Genomic DNA, 19935 nt, shown 5'->3' with positions numbered 1-19935 from the left:
ATTTGCCCCCCCTCCCCCTGCGCGGCCTAATGACGCCCTTGTCTACCCAAGGCCCGCTCATGGAAAACGTTCACGCAAAACCTGCGACCGCCGTCTGGCTGATGGTCAGCGTCGTGCTGGTCGCCCTGAATCTGCGCCCGTCGATGGCGGCGGTCGGCCCGTTGTTGTCGTCGATCCGCGGCGAGGTGGCACTGAGTTTCAGCACCGCCGCCTTGCTGACCATGCTGCCGGTGATGGCCATGGGCTTGGCGATGTTTTTGGGCATGGCCGTGGCCAGGCGCCTGGGTGAACACCGCAGCATTGTGTACTCGCTGCTGGTGATCGGCCTGGCCACGGGGTCACGTTTGTTTCTGGATTCGGCCGCCGAGTTGATCGTGAGCGCGGTGGCGGCCGGGGTGGGGATTGCGCTGATTCAAGCGGTGATGCCCGCGCTGATCAAGTCGCGCTTTCACGACAACGTTTCGCTGTTCATGGGGCTGTATGTCACGGCGATCATGGGCGGGGCCGCGTTGGCCGCGTCGTTCTCGCCGTTTATCCAGGTGCACACAGGCAGCTGGCGCATGGGCCTTGCGGCGTGGGCGGTGCTGGCGGTGTTGGGGCTGCTGTGCTGGACGGCGCAACGCGCGGTGTTGCCCGCCTTGCCACAGGCCGGTGCGGGTGCGCAGGCATCCTTTTTTGGCAACGGTCGCGCGTGGCTGCTGGCGGTGTTTTTTGGCCTGGGCACTGCTTCCTACACCTGCGTGCTGGCGTGGTTGGCGCCGTACTACGTGGAGCAGGGCTGGAGCGAACAAAACGCCGGTTTGTTGCTGGGTTTTCTGACGGCCATGGAGGTGATTTCCGGCCTTGTCACGCCCGCTATCGCCAACCGGCGCCAGGACAAACGCGCCGTGGTGGCGGTGTTGCTGGTGTTGATCATCGCCGGTTTCTGCGGCCTCATCCTGTCGCCGCAGCAGCTGAGCCTGCTGTGGCCGTGCCTGCTGGGGCTGGGCATTGGCGGGTTGTTTCCGATGAGCCTGATCCTGTCGCTCGACCACCTCGACGACCCCCGCCGTGCCGGTGGCCTGACCGCGTTTGTGCAGGGCATCGGTTACCTGATCGCCGGTTTGTCGCCGTTGATCGCCGGGGTGATCCGCGATCAATTGGGCAGTTTTGAAGGGGCCTGGTGGTCACTGGCTGCCGTAATGGGGGTGATGCTGGTGATGGTGCTGCGCTTTGATCCCCGCCATTACGCCCGGCATATGCGCTAACACGTCGTGTTCAAAACAGTATTTGTCTCACACAACCAATAGAAACGTCCGACGGTTGTTTCTAATGGCGCGGGCGTTCCGTTAACATTTTGGCGTGTGTTGTACCAAGCTCGGTACAAGCGGTCGATGGACGGAACGGATGCTAAACAGCAACTTGCTTAGAAAGCTCGATATGCAGGACCTGATGGTGTTTATCGCTGTTTACGATCAGAACAGCGTCACCGAGGTGTCCGAAACGTTGTTTGTCAGCCAGTCCACCGTGAGCTACAGCCTGAAAAAGCTGCGCACCAGTTTTGAGGACGAGTTGTTTATCAACACCCGGGCGGGCATGCGTCCTACGTACAAAGCCACCACGATGTACGGCCATGTGCAAAAAATCCTCGAGAGCATCAACCTGTGCCATGCCGGCAGCCAGGCGTTTGACCCCACTCAACAAGCCGTCACCTTCAACGTGTGCGCACCGGAATACTTCGAACAACTGATCCTGCCCCGCCTGCTCAAAAACCTTGATCACGCCGACCTGCCGGTGATCGTCAATGTGCACAAACTGGAAACCGACATTCCCGCCGAGGCCCTGCGCGAAGGCCGCCTGGACCTGGTGATTTGCTTCGGCCCGCACTTTCACCGCGAGCACAAGGACTTCAAGACGCAGATCCTGCTGGAGGACGACCTGGTGTGCGTCTTCGACAAACAGTGCGCCCCGCGTGAACCGGCGTTCAGCCTGCAATCGTTTGTGGCGCGCCGACACGTGTTCGCCACGCCCTGGACCTCCGACACCAACATGATCGACGGCTGGCTGGCGCGCCAGGCGCTGCGGCGGCACATTGTGGCGCGCACCAACAGCTACAGCGCGGCGCTCAAAATGATCGCCGGCACCGACCTGATCGTGAGCCTGCCGCGCCGGGTGCACAAATTGCTGGCGGACACCTCGGTGTTCGGCCACTGCGAAGCCCCGAACGGCCTGCCGGGGTTCACCCTGGACATGCAGTGGCACGCGCACAGCGCGCAGCCCACGGCCAACGCGTGGTTCAGGGAACAGGTGGTGAAGGTGTGCGGCGAGCCGGGGTTGTTATAACCCCAGCACGTCAGCCGATGACTACTTTGCTGTAGGACTCGCGATCCATGTCCACCACCTGGACACTGATCTGAACCTGCACACCCTCCGGCCATTCGCCGTGATCCTGCAAGGCCGCCAACAGGCTTTCCGAGAGCTGCTTTTTAACCTGGGGCGAACGCCCGCTGAGCAACGACAGTTTCACCGCGATAAAACCGCGCGGCGTCAGGGCGGTGCCCACCTGGAAACGCTCGACTTTACGCGCCCGGCTTTTAATGTCTGCCTCGGCACCGAACTGCCCGGACGCCATCAACGCATTGTTGAGGCGCAGCAGGGTTCTCTCTACCTCGAGGTCGGCCAGGTTGGCGGTGTATTCCAGATGCAGATGAGGCATGAAAAGCTCCGGACTGTTGTAGGAAAGGTCCTGAGATATACCACAGCAGCGGCCAGGCCTCGCCGCTTTCAACATGAAACCTGCGTCAGCCCAGGCCAATGCGTCCGGCAGCGGAGTGGCTCAGGGGTTTTCTGCAACGCCGGGCAACACCGCCCGCTCACTCATGAACGCTTCCAGCCGCGAACGCATCCAGCGCTCGGCCGGGTCGGTGTCCACGTGGCTGAGCCAGACCATGGACAGGTCAAGCGTGGGGGTATCGAACGGAAACGGCTCGCAGAACAGGTGGCCTGATGCGGCCATGGCCTGGGCGGTGTAGTCCGGCAGGCTGGCGATCAGGTCGGTGCCAGCCAGCAGCGCAGGCAATGCGCTGTATTGCGGCACCGACAACACCACATGGCGTTTGCGTCCGATTTCCGCCAGCCATTCGTCGGCAAAACCGGCCACGTTGGCCGTGTGGGAAACCAGCACATGGGGGCGTGAGCAATATTCGTCGAGGGTGAGCGGCGTGTCCGAAGCATCGGCGCGCAAGAGGCTCGGGCGGATATGGCGCAGCAACTTGCGCTTGGCGTTGGCCGGCAGACCGCGTGTTTGGGTGATGCCCACGGTGATGTCGCCCGAAGCCAGCAGGTCGGGAATGCGCCAGTAGTCCGCGTGTTGCACCACAAACACCACCTGCGGCGCTTCCTGGCGCAAGGCACGCAGCAACGGTGGCAGCAGGCCGAACTCGACATCATCCGACAAGCCGATGCGAAAGGTCATGGTGCTGATAGACGGGTCGAAATCGTGGGTCAGGCTCAGGGCCGACGAGAGTGAGTCCAGGGCTGGCGACAAGTGCTTGATGATCTCTTCGGCCCGCGCGGTGGGCTCCATGCGGTGGCCGACGCGAATAAACAGCGGGTCGTTGAACAACGTCCGCAAGCGGTTGAGCGCCGAACTGATGGTGGGCTGCCCCAGAAACAGCTTCTCGGCGACCCGGGTCACGTTGCGCTCAAGCATCAGGGTTTCAAAAACCACCATCAGGTTGATGTCGGCCTTGCGTAATTCATTGCGATTCATTGGCGCCTGCCTACTCCCCAAGACAGCGGGCAGTGTAGGAAGCGCCGCAGGCGGCGTCTACGCATGCACTGTTCAACCCGGGCCATTGGGACTATAAGACAGCTCAAAGGTTATCGAGAGCGCTACCGTGTTGGTCATTTTTGCCTTGAGCACCCTGCTTGCCGGGTTCCTGCTCTGGGCCATCAAATTCATTACCCACCCCACCGCCCGTACGTTGTTGCGGTTTTTTGTAGGATTGTGTCTGGCCGCAGTGGCGGCGTTTCTGGTGTTGGCGTCAGGGTTTCATGCCTGGCTGCTGATATGAGCGCTGTGCGAGGGAGCGACGGCGCGCGAGGAACGGCCCCACACGCGCCGTTGCCCCGTGCACTCAGGGCTTGAGCGGGCGCTCCTGGTCCCGCTCCGACAGCTCGGTGCCATCGTCCGGGTGTTTCCAGGTCTGCGGCTTTTCCTCTTCGCGACGCCGCCTGGCGCGCTCTTGCTCAGCCTCATCGTGCGGCTTGGATGCTTCGGTCATAACCACCTCCCGTCCGTAAGAATTGGTAACACCTAGAAGAGCATAGAACACAGATGTACAACCGACGCTGGCACGCCAGGCACTGCACGCTCCCCAAAGACAGCGGTGCAACGGCGCCTCCTTGAGGCCGCCAAACCCTGCACCCGGCTTCTATTCTTTTTAGTCATCAGTGTGTGAGCGTATCAGGGAGGCAATCGCAGCGTCCATTAATGCTCTTGGTGACAGATGAAACGATTTAGCACTATTTTTGACGGCCCTCTTCATCAAGGCGTTTCAACGGGTAAAACCAGCCGCCCCCATGGCGGCCCTTTGCCAATTGATAACGAGTGCGCATTAATTCATGTAAATTACTCACTTATCATTTCTAAATGTGTCAGCCACTATCCACGGTCTTAAGCGAAACAAGCACTTTAAAAAGAACGCTGGAGACACAAACACATGCAAAACCCTTCACGGCCTGACTCTGCCCGCTCAAAAGTCGGCGCGGTACTTCGCGTCACCTCCGGCAACTTTCTCGAACAGTTCGACTTCTTCCTGTTCGGCTTTTACGCCACCTATATCGCCGCCGCGTTCTTCCCGTCCGCCAACGAATTCGCCTCGCTGATGATGACCTTTGCCGTGTTTGGCGCAGGTTTCCTGATGCGCCCGCTGGGTGCGGTGATCCTGGGTGCATACATCGATGACGTGGGTCGTCGCAAAGGCTTGATCGTGACCCTCTCGATCATGGCCAGCGGCACGCTGCTGATCGTGCTGGTGCCGGGTTACCAGACCATTGGCCTGTGGGCACCGTTGCTGGTGCTGCTGGGCCGGTTGCTGCAGGGCTTCTCTGCCGGCGCGGAACTGGGCGGTGTGTCGGTGTATCTGGCCGAGATGGCCACCCCGGGCCGCAAGGGTTTCTATACCGCCTGGCAGTCAGGCAGCCAGCAGATTTCCATCGTGGTCGCAGCCGCACTGGGTTACGGCCTGAACCAGTGGATGTCGCCTGCCGATGTGGCCGACTGGGGCTGGCGCGTGCCGTTCGCCGTGGGCTGCGTGATCGTACCGTTCATCTTTGTGCTGCGCCGCAACCTGCAGGAAACCGAAGCGTTCAGCCAGCGCCAACACCGTCCGAGCATGCGTGAAGTGATGGCCACCCTGGTGAAGAACTGGACCGTGGTGATCGCCGGCATGCTGATGGTGGCCATGACCACGACCGCCTTTTACCTGATCACCGTGTATGCGCCGACCTTTGGTAAAACCGTGCTGAACCTGAGCACCGCCGACGCCTTGCTGGTGACGTTGCTGGTGGCCGTGTCCAACTTTGTATGGCTGCCAATCGGCGGCACCCTCAGTGACCGTTTCGGCCGCAAGCCAGTACTGATCGCCATGACCACGCTGACAGTGCTGACCGCCTACCCAGCACTGTCCTACGTCGTACAGAACCCAAGCTTTGCCCACATGCTGGAAACCCTGCTGTGGTTCTCGTTCCTGTACGGCATGTACAACGGCGCAATGATCCCGGCCCTGACCGAAATCATGCCGGCCGAAGTGCGCGTGGCGGGCTTCTCCCTGGCCTACAGCCTGGCGACAGCTATTTTCGGCGGCTTTACCCCAGCGATTTCCACCTGGTTCATCCACGCCACCGAAGACAAGGCATCACCGGCCTACTGGCTGATGTTCGCCGCGCTGTGCGCCCTGGGCGCGACACTGGCCTTGTACCGCCGCGCCAACAGCGCCCGTTTCCAAGCAGCCTGAGGAGTCATCCCGATGAACAGACTGTTCAAGGCGTTGACGGCACTGGTGATCGGCGCTGGGGCACTGAATGTGCAGGCCCAATCGCTGACCGTGATGACTTCGGGCGGCTTCACCGCCGCCTATAAACTGCTCGGGCCGCAATACACGGCCCAGAGCGGCGACACCCTCGATACCGTTCTCGGCCCGTCGATGGGCAAGGCGCCGGAAGCGATTCCCAACCGCCTGGCCCGTGGCGAACACGCCGATGTGGTGATTATGGTGGGCTACGCGCTGGACGACTTGATCCAGCAGGGGAAGGTCGACAAGGCGTCCCGTGTGGAACTGGCGGACTCGCGCATCGGCCTGGTGGTCAAGGAAGGCGCCGCCAAGCCGCTGATCGGCACCGACGCGCAACTCAAAGCGGTGCTGCTCAAGGCCAAGTCCGTGGCGTATTCGGACAGCGCCAGCGGTGTGTATGTGGAGAAGGAGCTGTTCAAAAAGCTCGGCATCCCGGCCAAGGGCACCATGATCGAACGCATCCCGGTGGCCTCGCAGGTGGCCAAGGGTGATTACGAGGTGGGCCTACAGCAGGTGTCTGAACTGTTGCCGATTGCGGGTGTGACCTATGTAGGCAAGATCCCCGAAGACGTGCAGTCCGTCACCCGTTTTGCCGCTGGCATTCCGGTGAACGCCGAACACCCAGCCGAAGCCCAGGCGCTGCTGCGCTTTCTGGCGTCGCCCCAGGCGCAGCCGGTGGTGCAATCCACCGGCCTGGACTCGGTGTCACGCTGACCGAAACGGCATCTCGCGCACCAGCCGTTCCAACTCCAGCGCCGCGGGCGGCAATGTGCGCCCGCGGCGTTTGATCAACCCCACATTGCGCAGCACTTCAGGCTCCACCAGCGGCACACTCACCAGAATCGGGTGAGTGCTGGCCGGCATCGCGATCGACGGCACCATCGCCACCCCCAGCCCCGCCTCCACCAGCCCGATCATCGTCGTGACGTGGTGGGTTTCGCAGATACTCGGCTTCTTCACCCGCACGCCACGCAGCGCCTGGTCGAGCAAAAAGCGGTTGCCGGAGGTCTTGTCCACCGTGATGTACTCATGCTCGTAGGCCTCGGCCCACGCCACACTGGCGCGCCCCGCCAACGGATGATCGCGTCGGCAGGCCAGTACGTAGCGCTCCTGCAACAACAGCTCGAACTCCACCTCGTCGGCCAGGCTGCCGCTGAAGCTCACGCCCAAATCCGCCTCGCCACTTTCCACTGCGTTACACACTTCGCCCGCACTGGCATCGAGCACCCGCACGCGAATTTTCGGATAGAGCTTGTGGAATTCGGAGATCACGTGGGGCATGAAGTAATACGCCGTCGAGGGCACACACGCGATGGTCACATTGCCCATGCGCGTGGACGCGACGTTGCTGATGCCCATCAGCGCCACGTCGAGGTCATCGAGCATGCGCTCCACTTGCGGCAGGAAGGCACGGCCCACCATGGTGAGGCTGACGCGGCGGGTGGTGCGCTCGAACAGCTTGACGTCCAGCGCCGATTCAAGCTTTTCGATGCGACGGCTCAGGGCCGGCTGGGAGATACGGATGGCCTCGGCGGCGGCGCGAAAGCTGCCCTTGTCCACGACGGCGCGGAAGGCCTGGAGGTCGTTGAGGTCGAAGTTGATGATCACGGGCGGGCCATTGGTGGTCAGAGACAGCTGGCATTATCGTACGGGGGATAGCGCGATGCCATTGGCGCGACCCCGCAACAGGCACGGCGCGTGAACAACTTGCTGCCACACGTCGGCAAACGATACTGTGCCTGCCCCGCACGTCTCTATTCACTCATCGTTACTGGCACCTCGTTTAATGAATAAAACCGTAAAAATGTTCAAGGCAGGCCTGGGATTTATCGGCCTGCTCCTCTGCGCCACCCTGGGCTTTTTTGCCTGGCAAAGTTTTTACCCGGTGCAGGCCGCCCACGGCTGGCGTTATCAGGTCCTACACCGTGACGTGCCCAAAGCCGCCTCCCTGATGCCCCTACCGGATGGGGCGTTGATGGTCAGCCAAGAACTGGACGACGCAAAAGGCAGCATCGTGCGCATCCTGCCCAGCGGCGCCCGTGAAGTGGTGGTGGGCAAACTGTCCAAACCCGACGGCATGGTGGCCACCCGTGGCGGCTGGGTGTTCAGCCAGGAATCGGCCGATGCGCCGGTCAGCTTCCTCAAGGACGGTGCCGTCACCGAGCTGTTCAAAGGCGAATACGTGCAAGGCTTGTGGAGCGAAGGCGACGACCTGTATGCCATCGAAGACCGCAAGGAGCACGGGCGCTTGCTGCGCTACCGCTGGAGTGACCAGACGCTGAGCGTGCTGTGTGACCAGTTGAACGAAGGCGAGTCGATCACCCGCTGCACCGACGGCCGCCTGCTCTACACCGAGAAAAAGAAAGGCGTCATCCGCGAACTGACCGACGACGGCCGCGACCCGGTGGTGCTGGCCCACCTCAACAAACCGACGTTTTTGATGTGCGATGAACGCGGGCTATGGATCAACGAAGACTCGACCCACCGCGCACGCTTGCTGCTGGTGGACCCGGCGGGAAAACAACAGACGATTCTTTCGTTCCTGAAGGCGCCGCAGTCGATTGTGCCGACCGGGAAAGGGACTTATCTGGTGGCCGAAGGGGGGCGTGACAGGGTGTTGGAATTGGTTCCGGCTGACTGAAAAAGACACCTGCCGACTCAGGAAACCACTCGCCCTTCTATCAGCGCTCGCTTGCACAAGTCCCACTGCGGGACTAGGGTCCCCATGAGAATTATCGCGATCAGCCAACTCAAGTCTTTTTGGCAACAGTACCCGGACTCAGAACAACCGCTCCTCGCCTGGATTGACGAGGCGAGAAAGGCCAACTGGTCAACACCTGCACAGATCAAGGAACAGTTCTGCACTGCCAGCGTTCTCAAGAGCCGCAGAATCGTCTTCAACATCAAAGGCAACGATTACCGGCTCATCGTTGCCGTGGCGTACCGCTATGGCGCGCTCTACATCAAATTCGTCGGAACCCACAAACAGTACGACGCGATCAATGCCGATACCGTCGAAACGGAGTAACCCATGAATATCCGTCCCCTCCATACCGAACAGGACTACCGAGCCGCGCTGAAATCTGTCTCCCCGCTGTTCGACAACGAGCCGCAGCCCGGCACAGAGCAGGGCGATTACTTTGATGTGATGCTCACCCTGATCGAAGCCTACGAGAACAAACACTTCCCTATCGACCTGCCCAACCCGGTGGACGCCATACGTTTCCGGATGGAGCAATCGGGCCTTTCACCCTCCGACCTGGTGCCCGCCATCGGCCGGCAAAACCGGGTGTATGAAGTGCTCAACGGCAAACGTGCGCTCACACTGCCCATGATCTGGAAGCTGCACGAAATGTTTGGCATCCCGGCAGAAAGCTTGATCAAGCCGGTAAAGACCGCCTGACGCCACACCGTTTCAAACAGCCCTTGCGCCGTTTTTTGGCGCAATGTGCAAGTCGTCTGGCACCCTTCCGCTAGTGTCGCAACAGCGCCCGTTGGCCATCATTCGTTGACCCGCTGCTCATGCAGCCTCAGACGAAAAGGTGTGCGTATGTCCAAAATCTGGTTTATCACCGGCAGTTCCCGTGGCCTTGGCCGTGCTATTGCCGAAGCGGCGTTGCAGGCCGGCGATCGGGTCGCGGCCACCGCCCGCAACCCCCGCGACTTGCAGGCGCTAGTGGCCCGCTACGGTGACGCGGTTTACCCGCTGGCGCTGGACGTGAGCCGCAATGACCAGGTGGTGCGGGCGGTGGACGCTGCGGTGGCGCATTTTGGGCGCCTTGACGTGGTGGTGAACAACGCGGGCTACGGCGACCTCGCTGCGCTTGAGGACGTGACGCTGGAGGATTTTTCGGCGCAGATCGACACCAATTTCTATGGCGTGGTGTACGTCAGCAAAGCCGTGGTTCCCGTTATGCGCGCCCAAGGGCATGGCCATATCTTCCAGGTATCGTCGATTGGCGGGCGTATCGGCATGGCCGGGCTTTCGGCCTACCAAAGCGCGAAGTGGGCGGTGGGCGGCTTTTCGACCGTACTGGCGCAGGAAGTCGGGCCGTTGGGCATTCAGGTCACCGTGCTGGAACCTGGCGGCATGCGCACCGAATGGGCAAGTGTGTCGATGAAGGTGCCGCCAATCAGTGAGCCTTACCAAAAAACGATCGGCGCGCTGATTGATTTGCAAAACACCCCCGGTATTCTGGTGACCGGCCCTGAAAGGGTCGCGCAGATCTTGCTGGAATTGGCGCTGCGCGACGATGCGCCCCTGCGCCTGCTGATTGGCAGTGATGCCGTGCACTACGGTGCAGCCGCAGCAGCAGCCCTGGCGGCCAGCGACGAAAAATGGCGTGACCTCAGTGTGTCGGCCTCGGATTGATTTCACGGTGTGAAAGGAGGTGATCCATGCCTGAGGCGCGCCAACCCCGCTTCAATATCCCGGACGTGTTCTGGCAGGGCCTGGGCACGATCGGGTTGGCACCGGCGGCCGTGCTGCGTCAGGCCGGGCTGCCGGTCACCCTCAACCTGCGCGAGCGGCGCGACCGGCGCCATGTGAACACCCAGGAATTGTTTCGCCTGTGGGACGCCATACACGCGCTCAACCCCGACCCCGCAGCCGGCGTTTTACTGGCCTCGGGGCTGGAAGTCACGTCGCTGCCACCGTCGAGCTTTGCCGCGTTTATCGCACGCGACTATCGCGACGGCCTGCACCGCCTGGCCCGGTTCAAGCAATTGTGCACGGGCGAGCGTGTGCTGCTGGTTGAAGGCGGCGGCCTTTGTACCGTCACCGTTGACTGGCTGTATACCCCGCAGCCGCCACCGCCGCTGTTGGTTGACGCGGTGTTTGCCTCGGTGATCGAACTGGGTCGGCGGGGCTGCGCCACGGCGATCGACGCGCGCGTGGTGGAACTGGCCCGCGCCGATGATGGCAGCGGCACACTCGCCAAGTTCTTCGGCTGCCCCGTGCGCTTTGGCGCCGCCCGCAATGCCCTGGTGCTCGACGCCAATGACCTGGCCCGGCCCTTCCCAGGCCATAACCCGGACCTGCTGGCCCTGCTGAACCCGGCATTGGTGACGGCGTTGGCCCAAGCGACCGCGGCGGCAACGGTGAGCCAGCAGGTCAAGGCGGTGCTCAAGCGCACCCTGGCCAGCGGGCGTCCCGAGATGGTCGAGGTGGCTCGGGAACTCGGTATGAGCGAACGTACGTTACAACGGCGCATCACCGAAGAGGGCACGCATTTTCGGCAACTGATGCTGGAGACCCGTCAAGAAATGGTGCGCCATCTACTCAGCGAGCCGTCGGTGGAAATCGATGAAATCGCCTGCCTGGTGGGGTACGAAGACACCAACTCGTTTTACCGCGCCTTTCGTACGTGGGAAGGCACGACCCCGGCACGCTGGCGGGCGTTGCAGGCGCCCTCCTCCCGTCATTGAACCTAGCCCGGTAACGAGCGCTCGACACCCTGCGCCATGCGCTCTAAGGCGTCGAACGGATTTCTGCCGATCAACATGAAGGCATGAGACGGGCTGGACCAATACACCACGTTCATGCCCCGGCGCTGTTCGGTCGCCATGGCCACCGCGCCTGTGCGGGCGGCGGTGATGCACAGCGCCAACGGGCCGTGACGTGGGTCCAGGTAGGTCAACTGGCCGATCAACACGCCGTCGTAGTCAAGCACCTGCGCACGACGAAAGTCCGCCCCCGCCAGGCTGACGGCGTCGGGGGTCAGCGGCAAGTTGAGTTGGCGCCCCACCGAACTCAGTTGAGCGATATGGGAGAGCGGGTCGGTGCTGAGGTTTTCCAGGGTCTGGGGCGTGTAGAGCGCCATGTATTCGGCGACCGACGCACGCCAGCCCTGACCGGGCGCAGGGCGGGCCCGGCTCATGAACAAACGGTCGGCGACCACGCCCGCCACGGCGAAGCTTGCCGCCACCGCCAGGAAACGGCGCCGACTCAGGGTTGGCGTTTGCGTGGAAGGCACCGCGTCGAGCAGGGTTCGCAAGCGCTGGGTCGGGGCCTGGTCGAGCAGTGAGTCGAACGCGGCCTTGATCGGCAAATCGCCACAGGTCAAATGCTCCAGGCGCGCGGCAACGGCGGGGTCGGTACGCAGCAGGTCATCGATCACCCGGGCTTGTTCGGGGGCCACTTCACCGTCCAGATAAGCCACCAACAGTTCATCCGACGGGGAGGAAAGTTGAGTCATCGTCGTTCTCCGCTTGATACGTCCGACGGGACGCGTGTGGTTTCAGCCAGTTTTAAGCGGGCGGCTGCCAACCGACTCATGACCGTGCCGATGGGGATCGTCAGAACCTCGGCAATTTCCTTGTACGAAAGCCCTTCGACATAGGCCAGAAAAACCGTTTCACGCTGGGCATCCGGCAACGCGTTCACGCGCCGGATCACCTGCGCGGCCAGCACGTGTTCCTGGGCCTGGCTTTCGCCGTCAAAAAACAACTCTTGCTCGGCATCCACAAAACCGCGCCCTTGCCGCACGCGTTGCGAGCGCAGTTCGTTGAGCCATATCGAGTGCATGATCGCCAGCAGCCAGCGGTCCAGCCGCGTGCCAGCCACAAACTGGCCAGCACGCTCCAACGCCCGCACGCAGGTGGCCTGCACCAGGTCATCGGCCAGGTGTTTTTTTCGCGACAGCAACAACCCGTATCGCCACAGACGGGGCAACAGCGGGCCTAGCTCGCGGCGAACATCAACGTCATTGGCGATGACCGCCTCCCGGCTTTCGGCTCACCGGTATCACGCCTGCGGTGCGGTGGCGATGGCGTGTGCCAGGTCTTCGTATTCTTCGCAGGTGGTGCTGCACAGGGCTTTGATTTTCACCAGTTGCTCCTGGGCCAGGTCAACGCGGCCCTTGATCACATACGCCTCGCCCAGGTATTCACGCACTTGCGCGTAGTTAGGGTCCAGCGCCACCGACTGCAGGTAATAGCCGATGCCTTCGTCGGTACGTCCCAGCTTGCGGGTGGCATAGCCGCGGTAGTTCAGGGCCTTGGCCGTGTTGGGGTTTTGCAGGGTGTCCAGCAGCGTCAGGGCTTCCTCGAAGCGCCCGTGCTTGGCCAGGCGGTAAGCATAGTCGGTACGGTCGGCATCAGAGGTGGCCTTGCTGGTTTGCAGCGCACACTTGCCGGTCTTGCTGTCCCAGACCTGGCCTTTGGGGCAGTTAGGCTTGGGCGGCGCGGGCTCGTCACCCGAAGCGCGGGCTTGGCCAGCCAGCAGTGCAGCGGCCAGGCAGGCGCCAAAAAACAGCGCGGTGCGGGAACTGATGGCGTGTTCGTGACGATTACTCATGGTTGTCATGCTCCGTAACGTTGGGGGGAGTACAGCAGCAGAAATCAGTGTTGAACATCACGCCGGGGCGCAGGCAGCATGCGGCGCAGCGTGCCGTCGCGCATGACGTAGTGGTGCCATAGCGCTGCGATGGCATGCACCCCGGCCAGCAAAATAATGGCCCACGCCACGTTGTTGTGCAGGCCACCCAGGGTGCCGCGCAACTCGCGGTCGATGACCAGCGGCGCCGAAACGGGGAACAAACCGAAAAAAGTGAACGGCTCACCTTGCGCCCAGCGAAACAGAAACCCGAGCATCACCTGCGCCAGCAACAACAGGTATAAACAGCCGTGCGCCACTTTCGCGGCGAGATTGACCACCGCCGGGGTGTGGGGCCGAGGGTGATTGCCACCGATCAGTCGCCAGACGATACGCGCGGCAATCAGCACCGCCATGGCAATCCCCAATGAGATGTGCACCGACTGCAAGCCTTTGCGCAGCGGCGTGCCCCGCTCCAGGTTTTCCCAGATATGGGCGCTGGCAAACATGAAAATCACCAGGGCAGCGGTGAGCCAATGGAAAAGGCGAGTCAGGCGGTCGTAGTGGTCGGTGGGCGTGTTCATGGGCGTTCTCTGTGTGGTCTGTGTACTGAACACGGCAGCGGGAGAAGTTATTCGGCACCCGCACAAATAATTTGCGGGTGCTGCCCCGGCAAACACCGGAAAAGAAAAAACCTTGTCACTTTTCAGTGCCAAGGCTTTTCTGTGCAGCGATGTACGGGGTTAACCACTGGCGTTACGGGCGTGCCGCAGGCGCAGGGTTCAGGAAGCGGCTGTCCATTGCCTGGGCCAACGTCAGGCGTTTTTCCGGATCGGGGCGTGTCAGCCCTTCTACCAGCTCATAAAAGCCCGCTGCATTGAGCTGTTCGCGCAGCTGTTTTTCCGCCAGGGGATGCTCAGTGCTGCGCAGGTCGCGGTTGAGCGCAGCGTGAGCGTCCGGGAACAAACTGCCACGGTTCAAGAACGCCTCGGTGCTGGCGCTCAATTCGTGGAGTTGTTGTTCATCGCTAAGCCCTGCCGCTTTGTCGCTCCAGGTCGGGTAGCGGTTGTGTACCAGAAAATGCAATACACACCCCATGGAGTAAGCATCCGAGGCTGGCATCAACGGCCTGTTGCGCGGGCCAGGACTTTGCGGGGCGTGTTCGGATGACTCGATGCGTTCAGGCGCGATGGTGCCCACCGTACCCGGCTTCACGAAATCGCCGGTATGCCCGGCGCAACCGAAGTCAATCAACTTACCGTGCTTGGCTGTGCTGTCGTGCAAAAGGTTGCCAGCGTTGAAATCGTTCACGATGAAGCCGTTCTCGTGCAGCACCGCCATGCTGTCGATGACCGGTTTTATTTGCTCACGCAGTTGGTGTGCAAAGTCAGCGGGCGACGATTTGCCGGCCAGGCAATCGTCATACAACGCGTCAATGTGATGGGTCATGGCGCCGCCGTGTACGCGCGGCAGTATCAGGCACAGTTGATTTTCCAACTCTGCCGAACCGGCGCCGACCACAATCCCAGGCATCGGCTTGAGGCTATTGATTCGGCCCAACTCTTGGTTCAAGCCAATCTCTTTGCGCAGCATGTCCATGGTCGCTTCACTGGGTCGATCGCCCTGCATCAGCGCAGTTTTAACCACAAAGTTATTCGACACTTGGCCGTCCACCGACAACCCGCACACCACGCCGTTGCTGCCAGCACCAAAACGCTGCGCCGCAAAGGTGAGTTTTTTGTCTTGCAGCGCGGCGGGCAGCGAGTCTGCGTACTTGGTGCGCTTGTTCGCCCTGCCCATCTCGCCTGCGGACAACGAGGGTACATTTTTGCGCTTTTTCGACATCCCAAGCGGCGCGCCACCCGAAGGCGCGGTGGGGTTTTGCAAGCGCGTGACCACCGAGTTGAGTGCCACGGGCCTGGGCGCCGGGCCCGCTTTAACCGTACTGGCGGGCCCACCTTGTTGGGGCACGGGTGCCAATGGGGGGGGCGCCGCTCGCTCGCCCGACGCGGGTTGCCGTGGCGCCGACCATTGTTCCTGGTGACCGTCGTCACGCTGCAATTGCACATGATCCAGCGCCAGTTCACGGGGCTCGTCACCCGCCCCCTTGACCGGCGAGAAACTCAATACCGGACGCAAGGTCTTGCCATCGGTGCCGGATACGGCCGGTGAACTGAACACCGTGGAGGGGCCACTTTTACCCTGCGGGAAAATATTCCCGGCCCCAATGGCGTGGATAATTGCCTGCCCGGTGGCGCCATGCGGCCCCTCCTTGAGCCAGCCCAAGGCTTGCGGGTTGACCCAGCCAGCGTGCCCCGGCAACTTCAACGCCCCAGCTGGCAGGGTTGCCGGTGCGGGCGCCGTGGAGTGAGAGGGGGGCAAAGAAACACTGAGAGAGCTCTGGTCGACCGGCGGCATGGCGCGACTCCTGAATAAGTCTGAAATGAGTGGGTGGTTTGCCACCGGATTCGCGTTCCCTCTGCGCTGACGTACGGTTCACTTTTATGTATCAGCGGGCCTCATTGATGGCGCTGATGATTACTATCGAACGGCTCGCCTGCGTGTTACACGCCGCTGATTTATATAATCGCCTCTCAATTTTCCCCGCGTCTGGCTTCAGGCGACATTTACCCCGGAATACAACACCATGCCAAGCGGCCTACCCGAACATGATCAACAGAGTGTCAAACAGCAGTGGCTCGCGATACTTTCCGTCGCCGTGGGTGCCTTCGCCCTGGTGACCAGTGAGTTTCTGCCGGTCGGCGTACTCAACGACGTCGCCAGCGACCTGGGTATCAGTGCGGGCCACGCCGGCCTGATGGTCACCCTGCCCGGTATCATGGGCGCCCTGGCCGCGCCGTTGCTGTCTGTGCTTATTGGCAAGATGGACCGCCGCTACCTGCTGATCGGCCTGACGCTGATCATGATCATCGCCAACTCGGTGGTGGCCTTTGCCAGTGACTTCAACCTCCTGTTATTCGGCCGGGTACTGCTGGGCATCAGCATCGGCGGTTTCTGGGCGACCGCCATCGCCCTCAGCGGCCGCTTGGCCCCCAAGGGCGTCGGGGTGGCACAGGCCACGTCGATTATCATGGTGGGCGTGACCCTGGCCACCGTCCTAGGTGTGCCCGTGGGCACCTGGCTCAGCGGCCTGATGGGCTGGCGCATGACCTTCCTGGCCACCGCCCTGCTGGGTGTGCCGGTGCTGTTGGCGCAGGTCTTGCTGCTACCCCGGCTCTACCCGGAAAAAGCCATTCTCATCCGCGACCTGCCGGCCCTGTTTATCAACCCACGGGCGCGGGTCGGGCTGATCGCCGTGTTGCTGATCGGCCTGGCGCACTTTGCGGCGTACACCTATGTGGCGCCTTTCTTCAAGAACAGCGCCGGTTTCGACGGCCCCACCATCGGCTCGTTGCTGCTGCTGTTTGGCGTGGCGGGGGTGTTGGGTAACATCTTTGCCGGTTTCGCCGCCAACCGCAGCGTGCGCTACACCCTGCTGCTTGTGGCCGTGATGATTGGCACCAGCACCGCACTGTTCCCTCACTTCGCCACCGGCCTGACCGGCGCCGGAATGCTTATCGCCCTCTGGGGCTTCGCTTTTGGCGCCTTCCCGGCCTGCGCCAGTATCTGGATGTTCGTCGTCGCCCCCCAGGACGTCGAACGCGGCATGCCGCTGTTCGTCGCCTTGTTCCAGGTTATCATTGCCTTGGGTTCGTTCTTTGGCGGGCGGATCGTCGACCAGATGGGCAGCGCGGTACTGCTGAGCCTGGCCACGGCACTGGTGGGCGTCGGTTTTGTGATCGTGCTGGTGGCGGGCCGCAAAGTCAGCAACAGCTTGGCAGCGCAGCCAGCCTGACGGGGTCTGACGGGGCGATTTCCTACCATCGCCCCCCGTTTTTATGCCCTGCGGTATACGCCGGGAATAAAGCGGGCCATCAAGCGTTTTGTTATTAACGAGGGGGGCTTCCCAGGCCCCTTTCCACTCGGTCGATAACAGCAAGATGGACACCATGAGCACATCACACTCGCCGCTGATTCCGCTGATCGTAACCCCCGAAGACGCCACGCCCCTGCGCCCATTCGGCCTGGATATACGGCTGATGCTGAGCACCGAAGCCAGTGGCGGCGCTACCTCCGTGCTCATCGCCACCCACAACCCCGGCGAAGGCCCGCCCGACCATCTTCACCACTCACAGGAAGAATTCATCTTTGTGGTGGAGGGCACCTACAGCGTCCGCGTCGATGGCGCCGAACAAACCGTAGGCGCTGGCACCTTGCTGTTCATTCCACGCGGCACCGTCCACAGCTTCAAAAACATCGGCACCACCCCCGCCCGCATGCTGGATTGGACCTTGCCGGGCGGGCAGGACCGGTATTTCAAGGCGATCGACGAATTGGCAAGCGGCGGTGGGTTTACTCCGGCCAAGGCGGTGGCGCTTAGCTTGGAATATGACACGCATTTTCCGGCGGGGCATTGAGTCGACGGTAGAGGCGCAGGAGCCCTGCGGTTATTGAGGTGTAGGGCTTTTTTGAGATACATCCGGTCCGGATTCGGCGCCGACATACACCTCCAGCTCTCCAGGCGCCACTCGAACACTTCTTCCACAGCTGCGGTCCATGCAAGTCTGATACAGTCGGCCCTAGTAAATTCGTTGACAGGGAGTCAAGCATGGCAAAGCCAGCCGCACGTATCACCGATCCAACCAGTTGCCCTATTCCTGGGCACGGCCCAAAAGCAATTGCTACAGGCTCCCCCAACGTCTTCTTCGATGGACTTGCAGCTGCTAGCCAAGGCGATACCTGCACATGCGGTAGTGCTTTGTCTTCGGGACTGTCCTCGACAGTGTTCATTAACGGCAAGAATGCCGCATTACAGAGCAGTGGCGGCACTCACGGCAACATCGTGATTGGAGGTTCCGGCACAGTGATCATCGGTGACTCACACACACCCGCCCCGTTCACCCCTCCAACCCCCATGAATATCCTCTCGAGCTGGATCAGCTTCAGCATTCCAGCAACTGAGTCGTATAAGGACCTGACCTGCATCGCGCACTTTGAAGACGGGACATCCATGTCGGGCGTGTTCGATGCAAATAACGTTGTGAAATTCGCCAACACTAGTGGAAGGGTCTGCCAAAAACTCGACTTCGGCACTCCATCCGAAATGGATGGTGAATCCATGTTCGATACCCTTCTTAATGCAGCATTGAAATAAGGAACATTTCATGTCTGAACCTTTACTCGTAACTGGCAGTTACGTTATTCAAAAGGCACACACGCTAGAGAACTCCCCATTAGACATGGCAATTGCCGGCATGGAAGGCGCTGCAACTAGATTTTCAATGGATGCAATATCCGATGCAAAAACTCGCGCCAACTATATAAGCAATATCAAACGCATATCGATTGAGACTAAAGCCGAAGTGATCGCAGGAAAAATTAGCGCTCGTGAGGGAGTCGAGTTTTGCCAGGAAATGCGCAACCGAATCATGCTGGAACATCGAAAATTTACCTCTGCTCAAGGCCTGGCTTTTGCAGAGCGAAAAAAGAAGCTCCCACCAACGCTACAGGAAACTCTCGACAAATATGCTCTGCGTGCAGAAAAGATCGAATATAACAAACTGACAGCAGAACAAAAAAACAGAGTTCATTATTCAATCCTAGAGTCATCCGGCCGCGATAATGCCGCTGTAAGCAACGTCACAAAAAAATTGAGACTCATGGGGAAGGTTGGCATTCTTATCACTGCAACTTTTGCTGTTTATGAAATCATGAATGCAGATAACAAAGTAAAGGAAACGGCTCGACAAAGCATAATCATTGGCGGTGGCGCCGCTGGTGGTGGACTCGCAGGCCTCGGCGTATCAGCACTGTGCGGCCCTGGTGCTTTGGTATGTGCCGTAGCGATAGTTCTTGCTGGCAGCATTGCCGGCGGTATTGCTGGCAGTATGGCTGCCGATAGTCTGGATGAAGAATTAGAGGAGTTTTCCAAATGGAAGACTCTATAAGCAAACAAGAACGAGCAGACATACGATGGGCATTGTCGGACGCATTCGTTGATAACGAAGTTGACTACGCCGCGATTGTAAAACAGATAAAAAATTTTGACATGGCGGAAATAAAAAACATCCTTTATTCAGAGGTCGCGCCCGTTTGCCACTCTAATCTTGAGAGTATTCTCCCCACAATATGGCTTTGTTTCAACAGAAAAGAATTAGAATTCGACATTGAAAAAATGCTTGAAGCACGAAAGCAAAGTTTTTTTCGGCGCCAGCTGGATAGATTATTCATCAAATGGCTTCGTTATCGCTATAACTATATTTGGTTAGAAATAGCCAGACACTACCAAAGCAGCCAATTTCAGCAACACAATTAAACTGACGCCATCGACAATTTTTATTCGCCACTAAATTTTTTGATACTTACCACACTAAAATCAAGCACGACCAAATTAGCACTAACGATGATAAATATTAACTCTAACGACAGGCTGCTTTGGCTTTAAAGAGGGCGGTTGCAGGAACCGAGTGCAACACGGTCATTGAATTGAAGAGGGGGCCTCAT

General features: G+C 60.4%; 24 protein-coding genes. 15 read left to right on the top strand and 9 right to left on the bottom strand.

The window, feature by feature from the left end:
- Positions 1-59: 59 nt before the first annotated feature.
- Both ACW9H9_RS22760 and ACW9H9_RS22755 read left to right on the top strand, forming a co-directional pair.
- On the top strand, positions 60-1247 hold the full coding sequence (locus ACW9H9_RS22760) for a cyanate transporter (RefSeq protein ID WP_457345428.1): 1188 nt from the start codon (positions 60-62) through the stop codon (positions 1245-1247).
- A 139-nt stretch (positions 1248-1386) separates the two neighbouring features.
- Positions 1387-2322, top strand: a complete 936-nt coding sequence (locus ACW9H9_RS22755; RefSeq protein ID WP_457345430.1) for a LysR family transcriptional regulator — start codon at positions 1387-1389, stop codon at positions 2320-2322.
- Positions 2323-2332: 10 nt separating this feature from the next.
- Here ACW9H9_RS22755 and ACW9H9_RS22750 read toward each other — a convergent pair whose 3' ends face one another.
- On the bottom strand, positions 2333-2695 hold the full coding sequence (locus ACW9H9_RS22750; protein WP_457345432.1) for a 5-carboxymethyl-2-hydroxymuconate Delta-isomerase: 363 nt from the start codon (positions 2693-2695) through the stop codon (positions 2333-2335).
- A 120-nt stretch (positions 2696-2815) separates the two neighbouring features.
- Entirely contained in the window at positions 2816-3751 is a 936-nt protein-coding gene (locus tag ACW9H9_RS22745; RefSeq protein WP_457345433.1) for a LysR substrate-binding domain-containing protein, read from the bottom strand.
- 127 nt (positions 3752-3878) lie between these two features.
- On the opposite strand from ACW9H9_RS22745, the gene ACW9H9_RS22740 reads away from it, so the two are divergent.
- The gene (locus ACW9H9_RS22740) at positions 3879-4055 is read left to right on the top strand and encodes a hypothetical protein (RefSeq protein ID WP_457345435.1); all 177 of its coding nucleotides are present in this window, start codon (positions 3879-3881) and stop codon (positions 4053-4055) included.
- 63 nt (positions 4056-4118) lie between these two features.
- Here the strand turns inward: ACW9H9_RS22740 and ACW9H9_RS22735 are convergent, their stop codons facing one another.
- On the bottom strand, positions 4119-4265 hold the full coding sequence (locus tag ACW9H9_RS22735; RefSeq protein ID WP_457345437.1) for a hypothetical protein: 147 nt from the start codon (positions 4263-4265) through the stop codon (positions 4119-4121).
- Positions 4266-4703: 438 nt separating this feature from the next.
- On the opposite strand from ACW9H9_RS22735, the gene tcuC reads away from it, so the two are divergent.
- Both tcuC and ACW9H9_RS22725 read left to right on the top strand, forming a co-directional pair.
- Complete coding sequence (tcuC, locus tag ACW9H9_RS22730; protein WP_457345439.1) at positions 4704-5999, top strand: tricarballylate/proton symporter TcuC; 1296 nt, start codon at positions 4704-4706, stop codon at positions 5997-5999.
- Positions 6000-6011: 12 nt separating this feature from the next.
- Positions 6012-6770, top strand: coding sequence for a substrate-binding domain-containing protein (locus ACW9H9_RS22725; protein WP_457345440.1), 759 nt, complete (start codon positions 6012-6014; stop codon positions 6768-6770).
- On the opposite strand, the gene ACW9H9_RS22720 is transcribed toward ACW9H9_RS22725, so the two are convergent.
- A complete protein-coding gene (locus ACW9H9_RS22720) occupies positions 6762-7664 on the bottom strand; it encodes a LysR family transcriptional regulator (RefSeq protein WP_457345441.1) in 903 nt (300 codons plus the stop codon). The genes ACW9H9_RS22725 and ACW9H9_RS22720 overlap by 9 nt on opposite strands.
- 178 nt (positions 7665-7842) lie before the next feature.
- Between ACW9H9_RS22720 and ACW9H9_RS22715 the strand changes: the two genes are divergently transcribed.
- From ACW9H9_RS22715 to ACW9H9_RS22695, 5 genes are all read left to right on the top strand, one after another.
- Complete coding sequence (locus ACW9H9_RS22715; RefSeq protein WP_457345443.1) at positions 7843-8697, top strand: hypothetical protein; 855 nt, start codon at positions 7843-7845, stop codon at positions 8695-8697.
- 84 nt (positions 8698-8781) lie between these two features.
- Positions 8782-9084 (top strand): type II toxin-antitoxin system HigB family toxin, encoded by a 303-nt coding sequence (locus tag ACW9H9_RS22710; RefSeq protein ID WP_457345445.1) that lies wholly within the window; start codon positions 8782-8784, stop codon positions 9082-9084.
- Between the two features lie 3 nt (positions 9085-9087).
- Positions 9088-9459: a helix-turn-helix domain-containing protein gene (locus ACW9H9_RS22705; protein WP_457345446.1), complete on the top strand. Its 372-nt coding sequence runs from the start codon at positions 9088-9090 to the stop codon at positions 9457-9459.
- A gap of 147 nt (positions 9460-9606) precedes the next feature.
- A complete protein-coding gene (locus tag ACW9H9_RS22700; protein ID WP_457345448.1) occupies positions 9607-10428 on the top strand; it encodes an SDR family NAD(P)-dependent oxidoreductase in 822 nt (273 codons plus the stop codon).
- Positions 10429-10454: 26 nt separating this feature from the next.
- Positions 10455-11483, top strand: coding sequence for an AraC family transcriptional regulator ligand-binding domain-containing protein (locus ACW9H9_RS22695; RefSeq protein WP_457345450.1), 1029 nt, complete (start codon positions 10455-10457; stop codon positions 11481-11483).
- A 2-nt stretch (positions 11484-11485) separates the two neighbouring features.
- On the opposite strand, the gene ACW9H9_RS22690 is transcribed toward ACW9H9_RS22695, so the two are convergent.
- The 5 genes from ACW9H9_RS22690 to ACW9H9_RS22670 form a co-directional block, all read right to left on the bottom strand.
- Entirely contained in the window at positions 11486-12253 is a 768-nt protein-coding gene (locus tag ACW9H9_RS22690; protein ID WP_457345452.1) for an anti-sigma factor family protein, read from the bottom strand.
- The gene (locus ACW9H9_RS22685; protein WP_457370439.1) at positions 12250-12705 is read right to left on the bottom strand and encodes an RNA polymerase sigma factor; all 456 of its coding nucleotides are present in this window, start codon (positions 12703-12705) and stop codon (positions 12250-12252) included. The genes ACW9H9_RS22690 and ACW9H9_RS22685 overlap by 4 nt, the downstream gene beginning before the upstream one ends.
- Before the next feature lie 96 nt (positions 12706-12801).
- A complete protein-coding gene (locus ACW9H9_RS22680) occupies positions 12802-13353 on the bottom strand; it encodes a tetratricopeptide repeat protein (protein ID WP_457345456.1) in 552 nt (183 codons plus the stop codon).
- 44 nt (positions 13354-13397) lie between these two features.
- On the bottom strand, positions 13398-13955 hold the full coding sequence (locus tag ACW9H9_RS22675) for a cytochrome b (RefSeq protein WP_457345457.1): 558 nt from the start codon (positions 13953-13955) through the stop codon (positions 13398-13400).
- A 172-nt stretch (positions 13956-14127) separates the two neighbouring features.
- Positions 14128-15789: a protein kinase domain-containing protein gene (locus tag ACW9H9_RS22670; RefSeq protein ID WP_457345459.1), complete on the bottom strand. Its 1662-nt coding sequence runs from the start codon at positions 15787-15789 to the stop codon at positions 14128-14130.
- Positions 15790-16018: 229 nt separating this feature from the next.
- Between ACW9H9_RS22670 and ACW9H9_RS22665 the strand changes: the two genes are divergently transcribed.
- The 5 genes from ACW9H9_RS22665 (at position 16019) to ACW9H9_RS22645 (ending at position 19747) form a co-directional block, all read left to right on the top strand.
- Complete coding sequence (locus ACW9H9_RS22665) at positions 16019-17227, top strand: MFS transporter (protein ID WP_457345461.1); 1209 nt, start codon at positions 16019-16021, stop codon at positions 17225-17227.
- Positions 17228-17381: 154 nt separating this feature from the next.
- Positions 17382-17849 (top strand): cupin domain-containing protein, encoded by a 468-nt coding sequence (locus ACW9H9_RS22660; RefSeq protein WP_457345463.1) that lies wholly within the window; start codon positions 17382-17384, stop codon positions 17847-17849.
- 191 nt (positions 17850-18040) lie between these two features.
- Positions 18041-18586, top strand: coding sequence for a PAAR domain-containing protein (locus ACW9H9_RS22655; protein WP_457345465.1), 546 nt, complete (start codon positions 18041-18043; stop codon positions 18584-18586).
- Positions 18587-18596: 10 nt separating this feature from the next.
- Positions 18597-19379, top strand: a complete 783-nt coding sequence (locus tag ACW9H9_RS22650; RefSeq protein ID WP_457345467.1) for a hypothetical protein — start codon at positions 18597-18599, stop codon at positions 19377-19379.
- Positions 19364-19747: a DUF7079 family protein gene (locus ACW9H9_RS22645; protein WP_457345469.1), complete on the top strand. Its 384-nt coding sequence runs from the start codon at positions 19364-19366 to the stop codon at positions 19745-19747. The genes ACW9H9_RS22650 and ACW9H9_RS22645 overlap by 16 nt, the downstream gene beginning before the upstream one ends.
- Positions 19748-19935 lie beyond the last annotated feature (188 nt).

The organism is Pseudomonas sp. SDO5215_S409 (assembly GCF_054071325.1).
Note: the sequence above shows the minus strand (reverse complement) of the source record. Positions and strands in the feature narration are given on the sequence as shown.